This window comes from Streptomyces sp. UF-297 (assembly GCF_058245575.1).
The window spans coordinates 269,013-287,037 of sequence record NZ_JBSIBZ010000001.1; the positions used below are offsets into that span (position 1 = coordinate 269,013).

Here is an 18,025-nt window from a genome sequence, read left to right on the forward strand (position 1 = left end):
AAGTCGTCCCCTTCGGGAATTTTCTGCCTCAGCCCTCCGCGCGGGCGGCCGCCAACAGCCCCTCCCAGTCAGGGATCTTGACGACCATGCGCCCCAACTCCCGCCCCAGCGCAGCCTCCGCGGCCTCGATGCCCAGCCAGCCCGGCCACAGGACCGGCCGCAGGCCCGCCTCGCGCAGCGCGGCCACCGGGTCGGCGGGCAGCTCTCGCTGCGCCAGTGCGTCGGCGTCGGCCAGTACGCAGGTCGCGGTCTGCTTGGCGCAGGGCCGGTTGGTGCCGATGACGCCCGTGGGGCCGCGCTTGATCCACCCCGCGACGTACTCTCCCGGGCTGACCACGCCCGCGCGCAGCACCCGCCCCTCCTCGTGCGGCACCGTCCCGCTCGCCGCGTCGAACGGCAGCCCCGTCTGCGGCAGACCCCGGTAGCCCACCGAGCGCAGCACCAACTGCGCCTCGATGTCCTCGTACCGGCCCGTTCCCCGCACGCCGCCCCGCCCGTCCGGCGCCGTCCGCTCGAACCGCACCCCGCGCACCCCCCGCGCGTCGCCGATCAGCTCGGCAGGCCGCAGGAAGAAGCGCAGATGGACCCGGCGCGGGCGGCGCGTGCCGCTTCCCGGGGCCTGCTCGGCCCATCCGCGCAGCACCTCGACGTTGCGTCTGGCCACGGCGGGCAGCCCGGACGGGTCGCCGAAGGCCGGGTCCAGTGCCAGCTCCTGTTTCCGTACGAGGATCTCGGCGCCCGGCAGCGCCCCCAGCTCACGCAGTTCCTTGGTGGTGAACTTCGCCTGTGAGGGGCCGCGGCGCCCGACCATCCACACGTCCGTCACCCGGCTGTCGGCGAGCGCGCCGAGCGCGGCCTGGGGGACATCGGTGGGGGCCAGCTCCTGCGCCCCGCGGGCCAGGATGCGGGCTACGTCCACGGCCACGTTGCCCACCCCGATGACCACTGCGGAGCGCGCGCTGAGGGTGAAGGCGTCGACGGGGGCGTCCGGGTGCGCGCTGTACCAGGACACGAACTCGGTGGCCGAGCGGCTGCCCGGCAGGTTCTCCCCGGGGATGCCGAGGTGGCGGTCGGTGGCGGCCCCGACGCAGTAGACGACCGCGTGGAAGATCCGCCGCAGCTCCTGCGGGCCGAGCCCCGCCCCTCCCACGTGGGCATTGCCCAGGAAGTGCACCCGGGGGTGCTCCAGTACGGCGCGCAGGTTGTTCTGCAGCGACTTGATCTTCTCGTGGTCCGGTGCCACGCCGTAGCGCACCAGCCCGTACGGACACGGCAGCCGGTCCAGGACGTACACCTCGATGTCCGGCACGGTCTGCTGCTGCACGAGCGCCTGAGCGGTGTAGACGCCGCTCGGTCCCGAACCGATCACTGCGACGCGAAGCACGGCGGGCCCCTTCCGGAGGGAGGCTTCCAGGATCGCACCGGTGCGCGACGGGCGGGAGGGTGCGCTATCGGGGTTGCGTGGCGGTGCGAAGAGCGTGCCGCGCCTGCGGGCGGGGCGGTCCGGCAGTTACGTTGCGGCCGTGTCGGAAAGTACCTTTTTTGCAGTTAACGACCCATATGAACTACGTGACGTGGCCCCGCTGCGCCCCCTCCCGGACCAGCAGGAGCACACCCCCGGGGCCTGGGAAACCCATGGCCACGGCGGACCGGGAGCGCCGGGCGGCGCGCTGCCGTCCCGGATCGATGTGCGGCTGACCCTCGCCGACGGGGTCCGTATCGACCTGCTGGCCGAGATCGCCGAGGACCACATCCGCATCGAGGGCGTACCGGCCGATCCGGGCCTGCCGGCGGGCGGCCTGGCCACGCTCGCCGACTGGTTCGCCAGGGGCGCGGAGGAGCGCTGCGCGGCCGGGGACGATGACGGTTGGGACGGTGGGGAAGAGCCTGCGGGGCCATCGTCCGCACACGGCTGTACGTGCTGCGCCCAGCGGCCGGAGGTCCGCGGCCGCCGCCCCGTTCCGGCGCGTGGGAGCGCCGGGCGCAGGGCGGCGGCGGAGGTGTACCGGCAGGCGCAGCGCGACGGTCTGGACCCCGTTCTCGCCGTCATGGGAGCCACCGGGCGCAGCCGCAGGAAGTCGCTCAGGCTCATCGCCGGCGCCCGCGACGAGGGCTACCTCCCGCCCCGCCACAACCGCCGCTGACGGCGCGCCAGGGGGTCTATGGGGCCCCCTGGCCCCCGGCCGCCGCTTCGGGCGCTCCTGGCGCCGATGCGTCCTCCCGTGGCGGGTGTCCGGACTCCCAGTCCAGGCCGTAGCGCTGGAAGAGTTCGGCCCGCAGCCGCGGCATGGGCATCGGCGCTCCTGGAAGAAGGACGGCGACCACCGCGCCCATCAGCAGCGCGCGCAGTAGCCGGTAGTCCGTCTCGGATTCCTGGGAGCCGTAGTGCTCGACCGTCTCGCGCAGCAGCTGGGCCAGCCGCTGCTGCTCGGGGCACTGGATGAAACCTTCCGCCGTGAGGATGCCCGCCATGTGCGTGCGCATCAGCAGCGGGCGGTCCCGTGCCAGGCCCAGGATCGCGTCGATGGCTCTGGCCAGCAGCTCCCGGCCCGAGCCCGGCCCGGACGGGACGGGCTCGCGCTCCAGGGCTTCCTGGAGGGTCAGATGCATCAGCCGGTGCACCGCGGACTGCAGCAGCTGGCGCTTGCCGGGGAAGTAGTACGAGACCAGGCCGCGGGCGGACCCGGCGCGGCAGGCGATGTCCCCGAGCGTGGTCGCTTCGTATCCGCGCTCGTCCACGAGCTCGACGGTCGCCTGCAACAGCCGCTCGCGAGAACGCCGCCGCAACTCTTCATTGACCGATGCGCTCCGGGGGGACATGCTGTAACTCCTGCGTTGACTGGCTGGGAGCCAATATACTCAGCCTGTCTCCGGATGTCCGTGTCGTAAGGACAAGGGATCCGGTCAAGCTGCCTAATCCGGGCGACGCGGGGGATCGTCCGGATTAGGCGCGGCCGCAGCGGGGGACACCCCCTCTAACCGGCATATTTGCTGGTCAGAGGGGGTGTGTGCATTATTCAACTATAACCACGTGTGGCAGCGTTCGGGGACCTCTGGCAGGACTCACGCTGACCCTTTGCTGACTTCACTGACGGATCATCAGTAACTGGCGCCTCGCGGTCCGTGGGCGGTTGGTTAGGTCAGACCGATGGGTTCTCCTACGCCGGAGTGTGTAGCCAGCGATCTCTGCGACACCGTTGGCACCCGTGGCCGAACGCCAACGAGCCCAGCTCATCCCAAGATGATGGTTCTTCGCTCCGCCAAGGGAGCGCGCTTCGCAGGCAGCCACGTGGCGTACTTTTTCCCGGATCAGGTCCCGGATTGCGGGTGTTCGGCGCTTCGCGGGTTTCGTTGACTGTGGCCAGCTCCGACAGGACTCGCGCTGGCACTGCTGGCGCTGCGTCAGATCTGAGGGGTGTCGGATGTGCCGGTCTCCAGGGGGTTGGATGGCTGGCAGCGTGGAGGCTGGAGCGCCAGTGATGGTGTCAGGCTTGCTGGGCGAGCAGCACTCTGGCGTCGCCTCTTGGTCCGGCCGGCGACGGGTTGGCTGCTGCTAAATCTCTGCTCGTCTCGCGATAATCTGCGCTATCGCCGGAGGTGGCTGGGCTTGATCCGCTTTGGCGGACATCCGAGATCAGGGGTTCTGCCCCGGGAGGATGTCCATCATGGAGAGCATGGGGAAGAAGAAGCCTCGGCCTCGTCGTTCGTTCACGCCGGAGTTCAAGGCCGAGATCGTCGAGCTGTGCCGTCGCGGTGACCGCTCGGTGGGCCAGGTCGCCAAGGACTTCGACCTGACCGAGACCGCGGTGCGGCTGTGGGTCAGCCAGGCCGAGACCGATGCGGGCGAGAGGGACGGCCTGACCAGTAGCGAACGGGAGGAGCTGGCCGCGCTGCGGCGGGAGAACCGCCGGCTGCGGGAGGATGTGGAGGTCCTCAAGCGGGCCACGGCTTTCTTCGCGAAGGAGACCCGGTGACGGTGCACCCGTTCATCGAGGCGGAGAAGCGAGACGGTCACAACGTCAAGCGTGCGTGTGAACTGCTACAGGTCTCCCGAGCCGCCTGCTACGCCCGCCGCAGTGGCAGGCCCGGCCCGCGGGCGGTCCGTGATGCCGAGCTGACCGAGAAGATCGCCGAGGTGCACGAGCACTCCCGCGGGACTTACGGAGCCCCGCGCATCCACGCCGTCCTGCAACGACAGGGCGAGAAGCGCGGACGGCGCCGGATCGCCCGGCTGATGCGAGGCGCCGGGCTGCGGGGCCGGCACCGCAGACGGCGGCGGCTGACGACGTTTCCCGACGCGCGGGCCGCGTCCCGGCCCGACTGATGTATTGCCCTGTGAGGTTGGGGACGCGGCTGGCGGGTGGTTGGCCCTTGAGTGCGGTGTGTCCGCGGTGGTGATTGTAGGTATGAAGCCAGGCGGGGTAGGCGTCGCGTCGTTCCTGCTCGCTGGCGTAGGGCTTTGCGTAGGCCCGTTCGTCGAGCAGGGTGCGGTTGAACCGCTCCGCCTTCCCGTTGGTCTGGGGCCGGTAGGGCCGGGTGTGCTTGTGTGAAATGCCTTGTTCTGTAAGGGAGTTGCGCCAGAGGTGCGACTTGTAGCAGGCGCCGTTGTCGGTCAGGACCCGCCGGACGGTGATTCCGGCGGTGGTGAAGTAGGCGTGGGCCCGCTGCCAGAATCCGACGGCGGTTTCCTTCTTCTCGTCGGCGAGGATCTCGCTGTAGGCGAGGCGGGAGTGGTCGTCGACGGCGTTGTGCAAGAAGCTCACACCGGCCTTGGCACGGTTCTTGCGGCCGGCGGCCCGGCCGAGGACCTTGTGGCCGCCACCGTCGGGAATGTTCCCGAGTTTCTTGATGTCGACGTGGACCAGGTCGCCGGGGTCGGCGTGTTCGTGGCGGCGGATCACGCGGCCGGTGGTGCGGTCCAGGTGGGCCAGGCGGGCGAGCTGGAAACGGGTGAGGACGCGGTGCACGGTCGCGGGGTTCAGCCGCAGCAGGTAGGCGATGCGGGCTGGTCCCCAGCGGCGCAGTAGGCGGACCTTGATGATCCGCCGCTCGGTGCGGGTGGGGGTCCGACGCGGACTGTGATGCGGACGCGAGGAGCGGTCGCACATCCCCGCCTCGCCGCACTGGCGATAGCGGTCCGCCCACCGCTTCGCGGTCATCGGGGAGACCTGGAAGCGTTCGGCCGCCCGCCGCAGCGGCCAGCCGTCCTCGACGACGCAGCGGGCCAGGCGCAGGCGGCCGGTCTCGGTCAACGGTGCATTACGGTGGGGCATGAGGGCCTTCTGATCGTTCGTGTGTAGACGTCGCAATCCACACCGAACCCGGAAGGCCCTCACTCGTTCAAGATCCACCAACCGTGGAATCCGTCACCAACCTCCATGGACAGAACACCTAGACCCGCTCCGCGATGGCGCTCACCGTGTTCGAACCACCCCGGCGTCGGCGGGGAGCACGGCGGAGTGCAAGATGGCGCACGTCCAGCACGCCGTCCAGATCGCCAGCGAGTACCGTCCCGTCACCGACAGCACAGCGGATCGCTACCGCGAAGCCCTCGACGCGGCCACCGCCGACCACACCACCCAGGCCAGCACCGACAACGGACGGCTCCGCGTCCGCTACGCAACGATCGACATCGTCGGCGCAGCCCTGGCCGACTTCCGCAACGGGCCACCTCAGCTCATCGATGAGACCGCCGCCCGCATCATCCTCGGCCTCCAGGACCGCGAGACCCGAGACGCCGCCCTGTCCTCCGGCGACGAGAGCGATCTCCCCGTCGAGCGGCGACTGTGGGGCTACCTCGCCCGGCGCTGCGTGCCGCCACACACCGACAAGGCCCCGCCGCTCCTCACGCTCCTCGGCTGGGTTGCCTGGCGACAAGGCGACACCGTCACCGCCAGCCACGCCCTCGAGGACGCGCTCGACATCGACCCCGGCTACAGGCTCGCCGAGTCGCTGCTCGACGGCGTCCGCACCGAATACGACCTGACCCCGCTTCTGGTGACCCTTCGCGCGGCAGCACAGCGGTTCGCTGCCAGCCGGGCCGACCTCGACAACCTCTGATCCCCTGCAGCGGCTCCGGCAGCTTCGCCGGGGCCGCCGCATGACTACCTCGCCTGATGAACCCCGCGGTGCCATCACCCGGCACACCGCCTACCTCCCGAAGCTCTGGGACAAAGACACACGACTCCCGCAACACTCAGGTCGGCAGGCCCACCCGGCGCACCGCGGGATGGAAAGCGATAGCCTCTGCCACATCCTCGACGGCACCGGCCCCATCCTGCGGGCCTACCACGCGGGCCCAATGCCTGATGGCACACACACCAGGGCCGGACCCTTGTGACGCTGGCTAAAACTCAGCGGTAGACGTGCACGTAGTCGGCGTCGAAGGTAATCGGGCCAGGTCCGGTGGGCTGCCGGCCGTAGCAGTTACCGCTCACGGACAGGTTCAGGATCAGGTACGCCTCCCAACCGTGCGGCACGCCTTTACGGTCGGAGAAGACCTTCGTGTCGTTGACGTACCAGTCGACCGAATCCCTGCCATAGACCGTGCCGATTTTCACCGGCTTGTTCGGGTCCTTGTCCGGGGCGATGTCCCGCTTGTTGATGTAGTGCGCCGGCATGATGGGACTCTTGGTGCGATTGGTGAGCTCCAGCAGGTGCGGGTTGCCCGGGCCTGGGACCGGGCTCGGGTGGTACTCGAAGGAATCGACCTCACCATAGGGGCCTTCCCACAGCGTGCTCTCACCCTGCTGCCCGCGAGCACCCCATGTCCACAGAGCTGGCCAGGCACCTGTCTTGGCGGGCAGTCTGACGCGGGTCTCCACGTAGTCGCCGGTCTTGACCTTGAAACCCTTGCCGTTCGCGAGATGCTGCGTCGTCAGCAGCCCAGTCTTCCAGGCCGAGACATTGTCTCCCGCCTGCAGAAATTCACCATCCTTCTTCTGCCACTCGCATCCGTTGCGCTTGAACTCGTCCAGGGTTCTCTTGGTCACCTTCAGGGGCGCGTTGTCCCGGTCGGCGCTGAACGTCGCCCACCCGCCCTTCACGCTCACCTGACCGGCAGTGATCCGGTCCAGCTTGTTGTCCTTCAGATTGGTGGTGCCGCGGTCCCGCGGCGGAAGATCTGTGGCGTAGTCGTAGGAGCCGCTCTCATCGTTGCGCCAATTCGTCGCGGCGATCGGGCGTGCGAAATCCTCCTGCCATCCCGATTCGAGCCTGCGGGAATCCCTCGGACTCGGGTCGGTGTCTGCATGCCCGCCCACGGGGGACACATGCAAGGTGGCCTCTGGCAGGTCGTGGTACGCCCCGGTGTCATCCTTGTAGTAGCCGTACTGCACGTATCTTCCCTTGTCGAACGTACGGGGTTCGGTGGTGAAGACCGTGTAGGAGTTGGAGCAGATCTTGAAGTCCGGGGTGCCGATGAGCGCGCCGGGGTAGTCGAACGCCTTGCCGTCAGCGTCGCGCACCGCCACCCCCAGCTCCTGCACTTTGATGCAGTGGTCTTTCCCATTCGCTTTCTTGGGGAGGTGCACGCTGAGCGTCGCCCGGACATCAGTCTTGGCGGCGACCGTGCCGCCGGGTGTGAGGCTGTCCTGGACCAGAGCGCAGTCCGCCGCCCCGGCGCTGGCCGGTGCTGCGGCCGCTGTGACCAGCGCCAGGAAGAGGACCGCAGAGAGCGTGGCCGAACGACTGGGGACGGACACAGGGATTCACCGCCTGTCAGAGGACGACTGTGTGCCTCTCCACGGTGGACAGAACGTCGCATCGCCACCACCCAGCTGGTCCATTCGGCGGCAAGGCCGTGGGAGCCCACTCGCCGGTATGGCACTCCGCTGCGCTCCAGTCCGGAAGTCCTTCGGCTCATCGCGGTGACCTGTGCCGTTGAGTTCGGACTCGATTTACTCACTCTTGCTGTGCCCCGATGGCCCCATGCGAGGGGCCGTCCAGGGGCCCGCCCGGGGCCTAGGGGCCCGCAAGGGGCCGGAAGGGCCAGGAAAGACCGGGACAGGCCGGGACCTATCTGGTCCAAGAAGGGCGCCCTGACCTGCGAAAACAGGAATGGCGCGGCAGGATCGAGAGAACCGAGGAAGATCCTCAAAGGACTCATAATCCGTCGGCCGTGGGTTCGGGTCTCCTTGCCCCACAGCACGCAGGTCAGAAACCCCCTCTGGCCTTCGCAAACGCACTTCCAGGACCCTGGATTCGGGACTTTGAACGAACGGATTGACTCCGTTCGGCGTTACTTCGGTAGATGAGTGGGACGGGAGTGGCCTTTGAGGCTGTGACCTGTTGTGGTGCTGTGGCTGGGGGTGCGGCGAATTGTGCTGCAATCGGGCCCACGGGGCATTCAGAGGATGCGAGGCTTTTGAAACTGTAGTTCAAATCTGCATGGCGTGAGGCTCTGGCTTTTGCGAAGTGTGTGGTGCATCAGGCAGGACGTGCAGCATCTGGAACACGGCCACGGTGGCCAGCTTCGGCAGCGGATCGCTTGGCTACCGTTAGTCAAGGGGGCATGTCCGCAAACATTCGCGCCGGAAATGGAGCTTCCGGGTGCTCGGTCAGGAATACGAACATGCTTCACTTGGAGACCGCCTCCCGGCAGACTTTCCATGCATTGGGTCCGACCGGCCTGCGAGGCTCGCTCCTCTGCACACCTAAGAGTCTGGCCATGTCCAATCCGGGTCGGAGGTAGAACCCCAACAACTTCAGTGAACTTCGAGGTCTGTAGGTAGGCCCTGCTCCCTGCAGTCGTGGAGATAGCCTCGAAGTTTGCTGAATTCCTCGGACAGCCCCCGCCCACGGCAGTTGAACGCAGGTCATCAAAATTTGGGCGAGGAAGCGTGAATTACGAACATGCCCTTTAGGGCACTACTTCGGGTACGTCTCCGATGAAGCGCTCGGGTTCGGTGATCCCGGCGAGTTCGGCCAAGCCCACCAGGTACGGGTGGGCGGTGCGTTGGAGTTCGCGCAGTTCGTGGCGGAACTCTTCCTGGAGCGGCCAGTCGGATTCCAGGGAGTCCGGATTATTCTTCTCGAAGTTGCCCAGTTCGGTGTGCCACTTGCTCAGGAAGGGGCGTAGCACTTCGTTGAGGATCATGTAGGCGAGGTGTTCCACTGAGCGGGCGCCCGGTTTGGCGGAATTGGAGGGGCCGGCCTGGTCCAGCACGTCGCCCATGAACTGTGTCCAGGCGTAGATGGACGACAGCACTTCGCGCAGATAGCCAGCGCCATCGTCCAGCGGCTGCACGATGGACCGGCGGGCAGCATGGTGAAAGAGCCGCCAGGCCAGGCGCCGGGAGTCCGGGTTCACTGTGAAGGTCAGTTCAGTGACGCTGGGGAGGGCGAGGGTGAGTGAGGTGAGGGTCAGGGAACGACGGAAGAGCAGTATGGCCAGGGTGGCCACCGCTGCCCCTGCGGCGCCGGTGGCGGCATACTGTGCGCGTCCGCCGGCCTCGCTGATGCTGTACGCGGCGAGGCCGATGGTGGCGCCCACTGCGAGGGCGGCTATGACCACAACGGCCAGTTTCCCGATCCTGCGAAGCAAGTCAGTCCTCATGTCGTGTCTACCAGTGCAACTTCAGCGTCCGTATGTGGCCGAACTCTAGTGGTCTGCAACTGAAGCGACTGCTGATACCCGTCAGGGGATGGCCGGATGTGGCTGTAGGTTGCCTCACCCCGACTCTTTTGCACAGTGAGGGAGTTGGGGCGGCACGAGTGTGCTGGGTCGGGTGAAACGGCTGATACGTTTCCCCAGATCTACCCTGTGGCCGCGGCTGTCAGCAGGTCCGCTCCTGACACTGCGCCCAGTGCGTGGGCGGTGGCGGTCAGTGGTGCTCTCAACTCGGCCAGGGCGGCCCGCATTTCGGCAGCGCGTTCCCACGTCTGCTCATGCTCGACTCGGCTGGCGCCTTCTCTTCGTCGGGCTTCGTGGATCTCCAGTGCCGGGTGCCAGGTGCTGAGGAACGGGCGCAGTTGTGTATTGATCAGCCTTGCCACCACAGCGGGCAGCGTGGAGGCGGGGGCCTGTGGCCCCAGACGACGGAGCCCGTTGCGGGCCGTAGTGAAGAGCGAGTGGAGCGAAGTGAGCGCTTCGCGAAGTGATCCCTGTCCTTCGACGAGGGGCTGGACACCGACGCGGAGTGAGAGCTCCACCTGGAGATCGAAGGCGACGGCCCGTTCCACTTCGCTGGGGACGGGCGGCGCGGGGTGCCCGAGAGGCGCCGACGAAGGAAGGGGAGTGTTGCGGCTTTCCGGTACAGGGGCTGGCCGTGCGTCCATCAGCGTCTGGAGCAGTGTCTGCCGCAGGTCCTCTTGCCGGGCGAAATCCTCGTCATGTCGCCGTACTGCCCGCGCGACCAGCGGATGGACGCTCCATGAGCGAGCGCCGGGGGAGGAAGGATGGGCGGTCCCATCCCCGATGAGGGCGTCGGTGCCGTCGGTCACCCGGTGTGCAGCATCAGCCGGCCGGAGCCTGTCGACCAGCGTCAGGGCATGCTCCATGTGACTCTCGCTCAAAGGGGCCGGGTGCATGATGGCCAGCATCCGCAGCACATCGTTCGCCGGATCAGCGTTCTTCAGACGGCGTGGCAGAAGCGCTGAGGGAAGCGGTGAGTGCGGTGTGGATCGATCCGGTGTGCTGGCCCGTTCCCAGCGCAGCAGCGCATCGGTTGTGGTGCTGTGCAGCCGGCGGCGCAGGCGCTGCAGGTCCTCGTGTGCCATGCGTTCGGCGACCAATTCCAGCGCCAGGGGATGTCCGCCGAGGTCGCGTAGGACTTCCCGGGCGGTCAAACGTTCCTCCGGGCTCGCCGGGCTGCGCCGAGAGGTCAGGAGGCTGTACGCGTCGTCGTCGGGGAGAGGGCCCAGGTCGAAGGGCTCGTATGCGGAGCCGTATCGGCGGGATCGGGTGGTAAGCAGGGTCGCCGCCAGCAAGTGCGGGCCGTGCAGTAGCGAAAAGTGCTCCTGGGAGAGCCCGTCAGGGACACCGTCCACGACCCACAGACATGGGTGATTGCGTTCCCCCAGGGCCACTGCGAGATGGCTGAGCAGTTCGGGCAGGGCCAGGCCGCGGTGTTCGATGCCGAGGGCGGAGGCCACGGTGCGGACTTGAGTGAGGTAGGTGTCCTGGGCGTCGTCGGGCGAGGCCGAATCGCACGCATGGAGATCGAACCAGAAGACCCCGCCGGGGAAGGCCGGGGCGAACTGCAGAGCGTACTCCTGGGCCAGCAGCGATTTGCCGATGCCCGGCATTCCGCGCACCACGGCGGTGCGTCCCCGGCCGGTCTGGGACACCAGGGGAGCGCGGTGCTGGTGCAGCGCGGTGTGGATCTGCCACTGCTCCGCCAGTCGCCCGGTGAACCGGCGCGATCCGGAGGGCATCGGCGCTGGCAGCCACCGCAGGTCGGTGACTCCTGAGGCGCGCCCCAGCGGGCCATCCAGGTCTTTGACGTAAGCCGCCACCCGATCGGCCAGGTGCTCGGCCGGGCCTGGGGTGGAGATGCCGGGCCAGTGGCGGGTGTCGCGCAGTTCGAGCGGCTGGACATGATGCGCCGACAGCTCGGGATTGACAATCAGAATGCGGCGGCGCGGGTCTCCCTCCCGCTGCCCGGCCAAGAAGGCGTATGTCAGTTCCCACTGGCAGGCGCGGCGCCGCGGATAGTCGTGCGAGTACAGGGCCAGCAGCGCCTTCGATCGGGCCAGCGCGTGGGCGATGGTCGCGGTGATGGCACCGAAGTCCTCCACTGCGGTGTCGTCCACGAACACGCGCAGCCCGCGACGCTGTAGGGGGGGCACCAACAGTTTCAGCTGGCTGGCGTCGGACCGGCTGTAGCTGATGAAGACATCCCAGTCCTCCTCGCTCTGGTGCCGATCCATTCCGATCCTTCCTCTTTCACTGCGTGCGCGCCCGGATTCAGTCTGCCCGAACGCTGATCTCGTCCAGTATCGTGGCTGCGCTACACGGCTGATACGACGTGGGGGCTGGTGTGCCCAGGAAGAAACGGCAGGAGCCGGCCACCGAGGTGGCGATTTGCCTCCCGGTGCCGTCCGGCGACGAGATCAGCGGCCTATGGCGCCCGAATGCTACGGAGCGCAGAGCCGCATGGGAACTGCACGTCGAGCTGAGCACCCGCGTGAGCGCGATCGGCCTCGATCCGCACCTAGGCGTGCTGCGTGAGGCCCTGACCTCTTACTACACCCTCTTCGGTACGACACGCGACATCCTGCGACACCACGGCCCGGAGGCCGCACCACGCCGAGACCCGGACCAGATCACCTTCGGCTCCCTGGCGGTCACTACCCTCAACGCGGTGGTGCGCCCCATGCTCACCCGATGGCACCCGGCTCTCGCGGAGCACGAGGCCGCCCGGCCAGCCGGAGTGGCGGCTGGGCAACACGAGCGGACATGGGCACACGAGGAGGAGCTCCGTGAGGAGCTTCACCGAACGCGTAAGGCGCTCGCAGCCCTCGCGCAAGTCCTGGCCGAAGCCGCTGAAACCACTGACCTCTTGGTCCCGCAGCTCTCCGAACTCCGAAATCAGCGGGGGGGGGGGGGCATAGAAAGCAACGATTCCTCGGCAGGGCCGCAGCGATGACGCATGGTTGTCCTCACTTGGGCGAGCCTGATCGAATTGGCTACATGGCCTGCGCGGCCACGGGCTGGGAATCCACTTCGCCGGACGCCTCTTGCAGAACCTGTCCGGCGGAGCGGGACTGGTGGCTCTCTTCCCCGGCCCCTTGGAACGCGGTAATGGGAAGTCTCACGAAGAAGCGTGCCAACGCCTCGACCGAGCCTGTGCATGCCTAGGCTTCCAGTACTTCCGCCGTAGTGTCTGGACGCTCATCTCCTCGCTGTGCACTCTGGCCGTAATGTACCGGGACTCCAGCCCGCCCAGTGGAGATGGTTGCCCCCCACTGGGAACGCCCAAGGAACGGCGTCGACGGCAGCAAGGTGGCCTGCACCATTGGCGGCGAGGACAAGAAGTACCTCACCCGCGACCAGTGGAACGGCGGCGCTATAGCCACGCTTCTCGTCGTACAGGGCGATCAGGCGGGCCTTGGCCTTGTCCTGGTTCGCGTAGCCGCTCTCTTCGCGCTGCTTGCCGGCGGCATCCCGGTAGCGGATCGTGTAGTCGTGCGGGCACCGCGTGGGACGGGCGCAGTCGCAGCTCTTGAAGAAGCTGCCCATGCCTCTGACGAGGGTGGTGCTGTCGCTGGCCAAGGGACTCTCTCGGGGCTCATGCCGGCGTTTTGCTGACCAGCCAGATACTTGAACCCCCCTGACCTGCGGAAACTCCATTGTGCCGGTAGATGCGGATCGCCCGGATTAGGCGTTTTTGTTGCGCTATTTGCGCCTGGAGTGTCGGGCTTGTTTGTCACTCCTGTCCCGCGCGTTGTGGTGTACGGCGCGCGGGTGTCCGTCGTGTTCGTGCCCCGTCCGCCTCCGGTACTGCCTTGGTCCGGCAGGTGGAGGATCCTCCTCCGTCGCGGTGCGGGGGAGGAGCGGGCCCCGGGGGGTGGCGGGCGGGCGGCTCCGGGGCGAAAGGTCCCGGCCAACTTCCTTTCCGCGCCAAGAGGTTGGCCGCAGCTCGCCCGTACGGGGGCAAAGCGGAAGCCGGAACGGCGAAGTCCGGCCACCTGGCGGGCGCACCGGCGCGAGGGGGCCCGGCAGCCGCTACGATCACGCCATGGTCACGGCCTGGTTGCGCTCCCGCATCCCTCGGACCCGCCCAGGCGCGGGCCCGCTGCGGCTGCTGTGGCTCACCACGCTGCTGTTGGGCCTGCTCTACACCCACGCGGTGAGCGCCGAGAGCACCATCGACCACCTCGGCGGGGGCCAGGGCGTCGTCCTGAGCGCCGAACGGGCCCAGACCGCCCCCCATTGCGGATATGCCGCAGGGCCCGGACACGACCACGGCGAAAGCGGAGCGTCCGGCGTGCGCGGCGCGCTGGGCGAGGGCAGTGCCGATCCGCACGGCACCGGCGAGTGCCGGCACCCGTCGGACAACTGTCTCTCCCTCCAGCCCGAGCACGGCGACCCGCTGCCCGCGCCGCCCTGCGTCCCGCTGTGCCACGCCGCACCGCTCCTGGCGTGCGGCGAGCGCTGCCCCGGTGTGTCCGAGGACCACCAGGCCCCCTGTTCACCGCCTCGTTCCGTACGACCGGCCGTGCTGCTGATTTAGGCCGCCCCGGGTGCGCCGCCCTTGGGCGGACCGGCCCCTCGCGCCTGTCGTACGTATCAACTCCCTTAACGAGAGCGGACCATGAACCCTTCCGGCGTGTCAGCGATCCCTGAATTCACCGAGCCCAGCGCGCTCACCGATGCCACACCGCCCACTCCCGAGGACCTCGTCGCCCCCGGCCCCCTCGCCCCCGCCACCCTCCCCGGCCTCGTGGGCAACACCCCCGTCCTGCGCATCTCCCGCCCCCTGGCCCCCGCGGGGCGCGGATTCTGGGCGAAGCTGGAGGGCAGCAACCCCGGCGGCATCAAGGACCGGCCCGGCCTCTACATGGTCGAACGGGCCCGCGCCCGCGGCGATCTGCGCCCCGGCAACATGATCATCGAGTCCACCAGCGGCACCCTCGGCCTCGGCCTCTCCCTGGCCGGAACGGTCTACGGGTACCCCGTCACGCTCGTCACCGACCCCGGCCTGGAACCCTCCATGAAGCGCCTGCTGGCGGCGTACGGATCGCGGGTGGACACCGTGCAGAGCCCGCACCCCACCGGCGGCTGGCAGCAGTCCCGCCGCGACCGCGTCGCCCACCTGCTGCGCGAACACCCCGGCTCCTGGTGCCCGGACCAGTACACCAACCCCGACAACGTCGCCGCCTACGCCCCCCTCGCCCTCGAACTCGCCTCCCAGCTCGGCCACATCGACGTCCTGGTGTGCAGCGTCGGCACCGGCGGCCACTCCAACGGCGTCTCACGGGTGCTGCGCACCCTCTACCCCCGTCTGCGCCTGGTCGGCGTCGACACCATCGGCTCCACCATCTTCGGCCAGCCCGCCCGCCCCCGCCTGATGCGCGGCCTGGGATCCAGCATCTACCCGCGCAACGTCGCCTACGACCGCTTCGACGAAGTGCACTGGGTGGCCCCCGCCGAAGCCGTGTGGACCTGCCGCACCCTGGCCACCTCGCACCACGCCACCGGCGGCTGGAGCGTGGGCGCGGTCGCCCTGGTCGCCGGCTGGCTGGCCCGTACCCTCCCCAAGGCCGCCCGTATCGCCGCGGTCTTCCCCGACGGGCCGCAGCGCTACCTGGAGACGGTCTTCGACGACGAATACTGCGCCGCGCACGGCCTGTTGGGCAGGCCGCCCGCCGACGCGCCGGACGCGGTGGCCCGGCCCGACGAACGGGAGGTCACCCGCTGGACGCGCTGCGCACGGGTGAGCGTCCCGGCCGGTGCAAAGGGGGACCGGTGACCTCACCGCCGGCCCGTATCCGCACCTACGAGCGCAGCGTCCAGCTGCTGCTGGTCAACCAGTTCACCATCAACCTCGGCTTCTACATGCTGATGCCCTACCTGGCGGCGCATCTGTCCGGGACGCTCGGCCTGGCCGGCTGGGTGGTCGGACTGGTGCTGGGCATGCGCAACTTCAGCCAGCAGGGCATGTTCCTGGTCGGCGGCACGCTCGCCGACCGCTTCGGCTACAAGCCGCTGATCGTGGCCGGATGTGTGCTGCGCACCGCGGGCTTCGCCACCCTCGGCCTGGTCGACTCGCTGCCCGCGCTGATCGCGGCCTCCGCGGCGACCGGGCTGGCCGGCGCGCTGTTCAACCCGGCGGTACGCGCCTACCTGGCCGCCGACGCGGGCGACCGCCGCGTGGAGGCCTTCGCGCTGTTCAACGTCTTCTACCAGGCGGGCATCCTGCTCGGTCCGCTGGTGGGCATGGTGCTGACCGGCGTGGACTTCCGCCTCACCTGCCTGGTGGCGGCCGCGGTCTTCGCGCTGCTGAGCGTGGTGCAGATCCGGGCCCTGCCGGACCGCAGGGCGGCGGACAAGCGGGAAGGCGTGCTGAGGCAGTGGCGCGGGGTGCTGGCCAACCGGCCGTTCCTGCTGTTCTCCGCCGCCATGATCGGCTCGTATGTGCTGTCCTTCCAGGTCTATCTGGCGCTGCCGCTGGAAGTGCGGCGGCTGGCCGGTGACGGGAGCGGCGGGACCCTGGCCGTGGCGCTGCTGTTCGCCGTGTCCGGGCTGAGCACGATCCTGTTCCAGTCCAGGATCACCGCGTGGTGCAGACGGCGCCTGGAGGGCGGACAGGCCCTGGCGCTGGGGCTGTTGGTGATGGGAGTCGCGTTCCTGCCGCCGCTGGCCGCGACCGCCGTACCTCCCGTGGGCGGCGGGGGAGCGGCGGCGTGGCTGGTGGCAGCCGTCCCGCCCGCGGTGTGTGCGCTGCTGCTCGCCCTGGGCACGATGATCGCCTACCCCTTCGAGATGGACACCATCGTGCGGCTGTCGGGCGACCGCCTCGTGGCCACCCATTACGGCCTGTACAACACGATCTGCGGTATCGGCATCACGCTGGGAAATCTGCTGACCGGGGTGGCACTGGACGCCGCCCGCGCGGCGGGGCTGGCGGCGCTGCCGTGGATCGCGCTGCTCGGGCTCGGGCTGGCGTGCGCGGTGGCGCTGCTGGCACTGCACCGTACGGGGCGGCTGGCCGCCGTGCCAAAGCCGCGGCCGGTGGCGGTCTAGGCGCCCCCGCTGGGAAGCGCGGGCCGGTCGCGTCCACGCGGCGGAGCCGCATACCGGCGGGGGGCCCCGCGCCCCTTGCGGGGCGCGGGGACCCGGGGCGACCGTAGGTGATTGCCCCGGTCCGAGGGGATCCGTCGCAGGTGGGTGGTGATCTCCGGGATCGCCGCAATCGGTAACTCCCGGTGACCTTGCGGATGATGGGGGCACGCACGCGTACCCCTCCTGTACTGGCCGGGACCCGGTCGAGCGAGCGTGACGTACCCGTTACGATCGGCGCATTCGTGGCCGTCGCCGGGAGGAAGAGATGGGTCTGTTCCGTCGTGGACCTAAGCGGGATCCGCGCGAAGCCCCGCGCGACGGGGAGTTCTCCTTCCTCTCCGAGCGGGAGGGGCGCGTCTTCAGGTCGCAGGTACGGCAGGCCTTCGCCGAACAGGGCCTGGAGGTCACCGTCTACGCGGGCGTGGTCACCGACTCCGGAGGACGGCAGTTCGGCCTGGGAAACCTCGCCGCCGTCTGCCACCGCGACCGCCGGGGCGAGCGGGTGTGGCCCGCGCTGATCCGCGACCACGTCGGCAAGGTGCTGCGCACGATGGACGGGCCGCAGCCGCTGGAGACCCTGACCGAGGACGAGATCAGGGCCCGGCTGTACCCGCGGCTGGTCGCCGAGGACGCGCTGCCGGCCTCGGACTCCTTCCGCTACGGGCACACCCCCGGGCCCGGCCTGCGCGAGGTGCTCGCACTCGACCTGCCCGACGCCGTACAGATGCTCGGCGAGGACTCGCTGACCGACCTCGGCGACCTCGCCGAACTGCGCATCAGGGCCCTGAACAACCTGCGGGCCCTGCCGGTGGAGGGCCACGAGACGGTCCGGCGCGGCGACGGCAGCACCTTCGAGGTGGTGCTGGGCGACTCGTTCTTCACCGCCAGCCGGGTGCTGGTCCTGGAGGAGCTGGTGCGGCGCCTGATGGGGACCGCGCTGACCGCCGACGGCGCCCTGGTGGCGCTGCCCTTCCGCCACCAGCTGGCCTTCCACGCCATCCACGACGCGCAGGTGATCCCGGCGCTCCAGGCCATGGCGCAGTTCGCCGCCGCCGGGTACGAGGACGCGGCGGGCGCGATCAGCCCCCATGTGTACTGGTGGCGGCGCGGCGCGATGACGCGGCTGAGCGAGCCGGACGGCGACGGGCTGCGGGTCGTGGTGGACAGCGAATTCCAGGACATGCTGGAGCGGCTTGTACAGGACGAGGCCTGATCGCGGGGCCCGCGGGAAGGTTCCCCGCAGAATCTTGAAAAAATCTTCACCACGGGGGAACTCCCTCCCCAATTCGCTCGTCT

Annotated in this window: 14 protein-coding genes and 1 pseudogene; 8 read left to right on the forward strand and 7 right to left on the reverse strand. The window is 69.0% G+C overall.

What is annotated here, in order from left to right; translation table 11 throughout:
• Positions 1-28: 28 nt before the first annotated feature.
• A complete protein-coding gene (locus AC4IJH_RS01320) occupies positions 29-1,384 on the reverse strand; it encodes an FAD-dependent oxidoreductase (RefSeq protein ID WP_490849549.1) in 1,356 nt (451 codons plus the stop codon).
• A gap of 190 nt (positions 1,385-1,574) precedes the next feature.
• Between AC4IJH_RS01320 and AC4IJH_RS01325 the strand changes: the two genes are divergently transcribed.
• Entirely contained in the window at positions 1,575-2,144 is a 570-nt protein-coding gene (locus AC4IJH_RS01325) for a DUF6214 family protein (RefSeq protein ID WP_490849550.1), read from the forward strand.
• A 16-nt stretch (positions 2,145-2,160) separates the two neighbouring features.
• Here AC4IJH_RS01325 and AC4IJH_RS01330 read toward each other — a convergent pair whose 3' ends face one another.
• On the reverse strand, positions 2,161-2,820 hold the full coding sequence (locus AC4IJH_RS01330; RefSeq protein ID WP_490849551.1) for a TetR/AcrR family transcriptional regulator: 660 nt from the start codon (positions 2,818-2,820) through the stop codon (positions 2,161-2,163).
• Between the two features lie 845 nt (positions 2,821-3,665).
• On the opposite strand from AC4IJH_RS01330, the gene AC4IJH_RS01335 reads away from it, so the two are divergent.
• Positions 3,666-3,974, forward strand: a complete 309-nt coding sequence (locus tag AC4IJH_RS01335; protein WP_450768030.1) for a transposase — start codon at positions 3,666-3,668, stop codon at positions 3,972-3,974.
• Positions 3,971-4,324: an IS3 family transposase gene (locus AC4IJH_RS01340; protein ID WP_490849552.1), complete on the forward strand. Its 354-nt coding sequence runs from the start codon at positions 3,971-3,973 to the stop codon at positions 4,322-4,324. Before AC4IJH_RS01335 ends, AC4IJH_RS01340 begins: the two co-directional genes overlap by 4 nt.
• A gap of 1 nt (position 4,325) precedes the next feature.
• Here the strand turns inward: AC4IJH_RS01340 and AC4IJH_RS01345 are convergent.
• Positions 4,326-5,273: pseudogene (locus AC4IJH_RS01345) on the reverse strand (IS481 family transposase); the annotation flags it as partial.
• A 19-nt stretch (positions 5,274-5,292) separates the two neighbouring features.
• On the opposite strand from AC4IJH_RS01345, the gene AC4IJH_RS01350 reads away from it, so the two are divergent.
• A complete protein-coding gene (locus AC4IJH_RS01350; protein ID WP_490849553.1) occupies positions 5,293-6,060 on the forward strand; it encodes a DUF4192 domain-containing protein in 768 nt (255 codons plus the stop codon).
• Between the two features lie 293 nt (positions 6,061-6,353).
• On the opposite strand, the gene AC4IJH_RS01355 is transcribed toward AC4IJH_RS01350, so the two are convergent.
• The 4 genes from AC4IJH_RS01355 to AC4IJH_RS01370 form a co-directional block, all read right to left on the reverse strand.
• Positions 6,354-7,703 (reverse strand): glycoside hydrolase family 16 protein, encoded by a 1,350-nt coding sequence (locus AC4IJH_RS01355; RefSeq protein ID WP_490849554.1) that lies wholly within the window; start codon positions 7,701-7,703, stop codon positions 6,354-6,356.
• Positions 7,704-8,860: 1,157 nt separating this feature from the next.
• Entirely contained in the window at positions 8,861-9,544 is a 684-nt protein-coding gene (locus AC4IJH_RS01360) for a hypothetical protein (protein ID WP_490849555.1), read from the reverse strand.
• A gap of 212 nt (positions 9,545-9,756) precedes the next feature.
• Positions 9,757-11,871, reverse strand: coding sequence for a tetratricopeptide repeat protein (locus tag AC4IJH_RS01365; protein WP_490849556.1), 2,115 nt, complete (start codon positions 11,869-11,871; stop codon positions 9,757-9,759).
• A 964-nt stretch (positions 11,872-12,835) separates the two neighbouring features.
• The gene (locus AC4IJH_RS01370) at positions 12,836-13,183 is read right to left on the reverse strand and encodes a hypothetical protein (RefSeq protein ID WP_490849557.1); all 348 of its coding nucleotides are present in this window, start codon (positions 13,181-13,183) and stop codon (positions 12,836-12,838) included.
• A 499-nt stretch (positions 13,184-13,682) separates the two neighbouring features.
• Here AC4IJH_RS01370 and AC4IJH_RS01375 point away from each other — a divergent pair, with 499 nt between their 5' ends.
• From AC4IJH_RS01375 to AC4IJH_RS01390, 4 genes are all read left to right on the forward strand, one after another.
• A complete protein-coding gene (locus AC4IJH_RS01375) occupies positions 13,683-14,177 on the forward strand; it encodes a hypothetical protein (protein ID WP_490849558.1) in 495 nt (164 codons plus the stop codon).
• Between the two features lie 105 nt (positions 14,178-14,282).
• Entirely contained in the window at positions 14,283-15,416 is a 1,134-nt protein-coding gene (locus AC4IJH_RS01380) for a PLP-dependent cysteine synthase family protein (protein ID WP_490849705.1), read from the forward strand.
• Complete coding sequence (locus tag AC4IJH_RS01385) at positions 15,413-16,690, forward strand: MFS transporter (RefSeq protein ID WP_490849559.1); 1,278 nt, start codon at positions 15,413-15,415, stop codon at positions 16,688-16,690. Before AC4IJH_RS01380 ends, AC4IJH_RS01385 begins: the two co-directional genes overlap by 4 nt.
• Positions 16,691-16,994: 304 nt before the next feature.
• Entirely contained in the window at positions 16,995-17,942 is a 948-nt protein-coding gene (locus AC4IJH_RS01390) for a DUF1444 domain-containing protein (RefSeq protein WP_490849560.1), read from the forward strand.
• Positions 17,943-18,025: the final 83 nt, after the last annotated feature.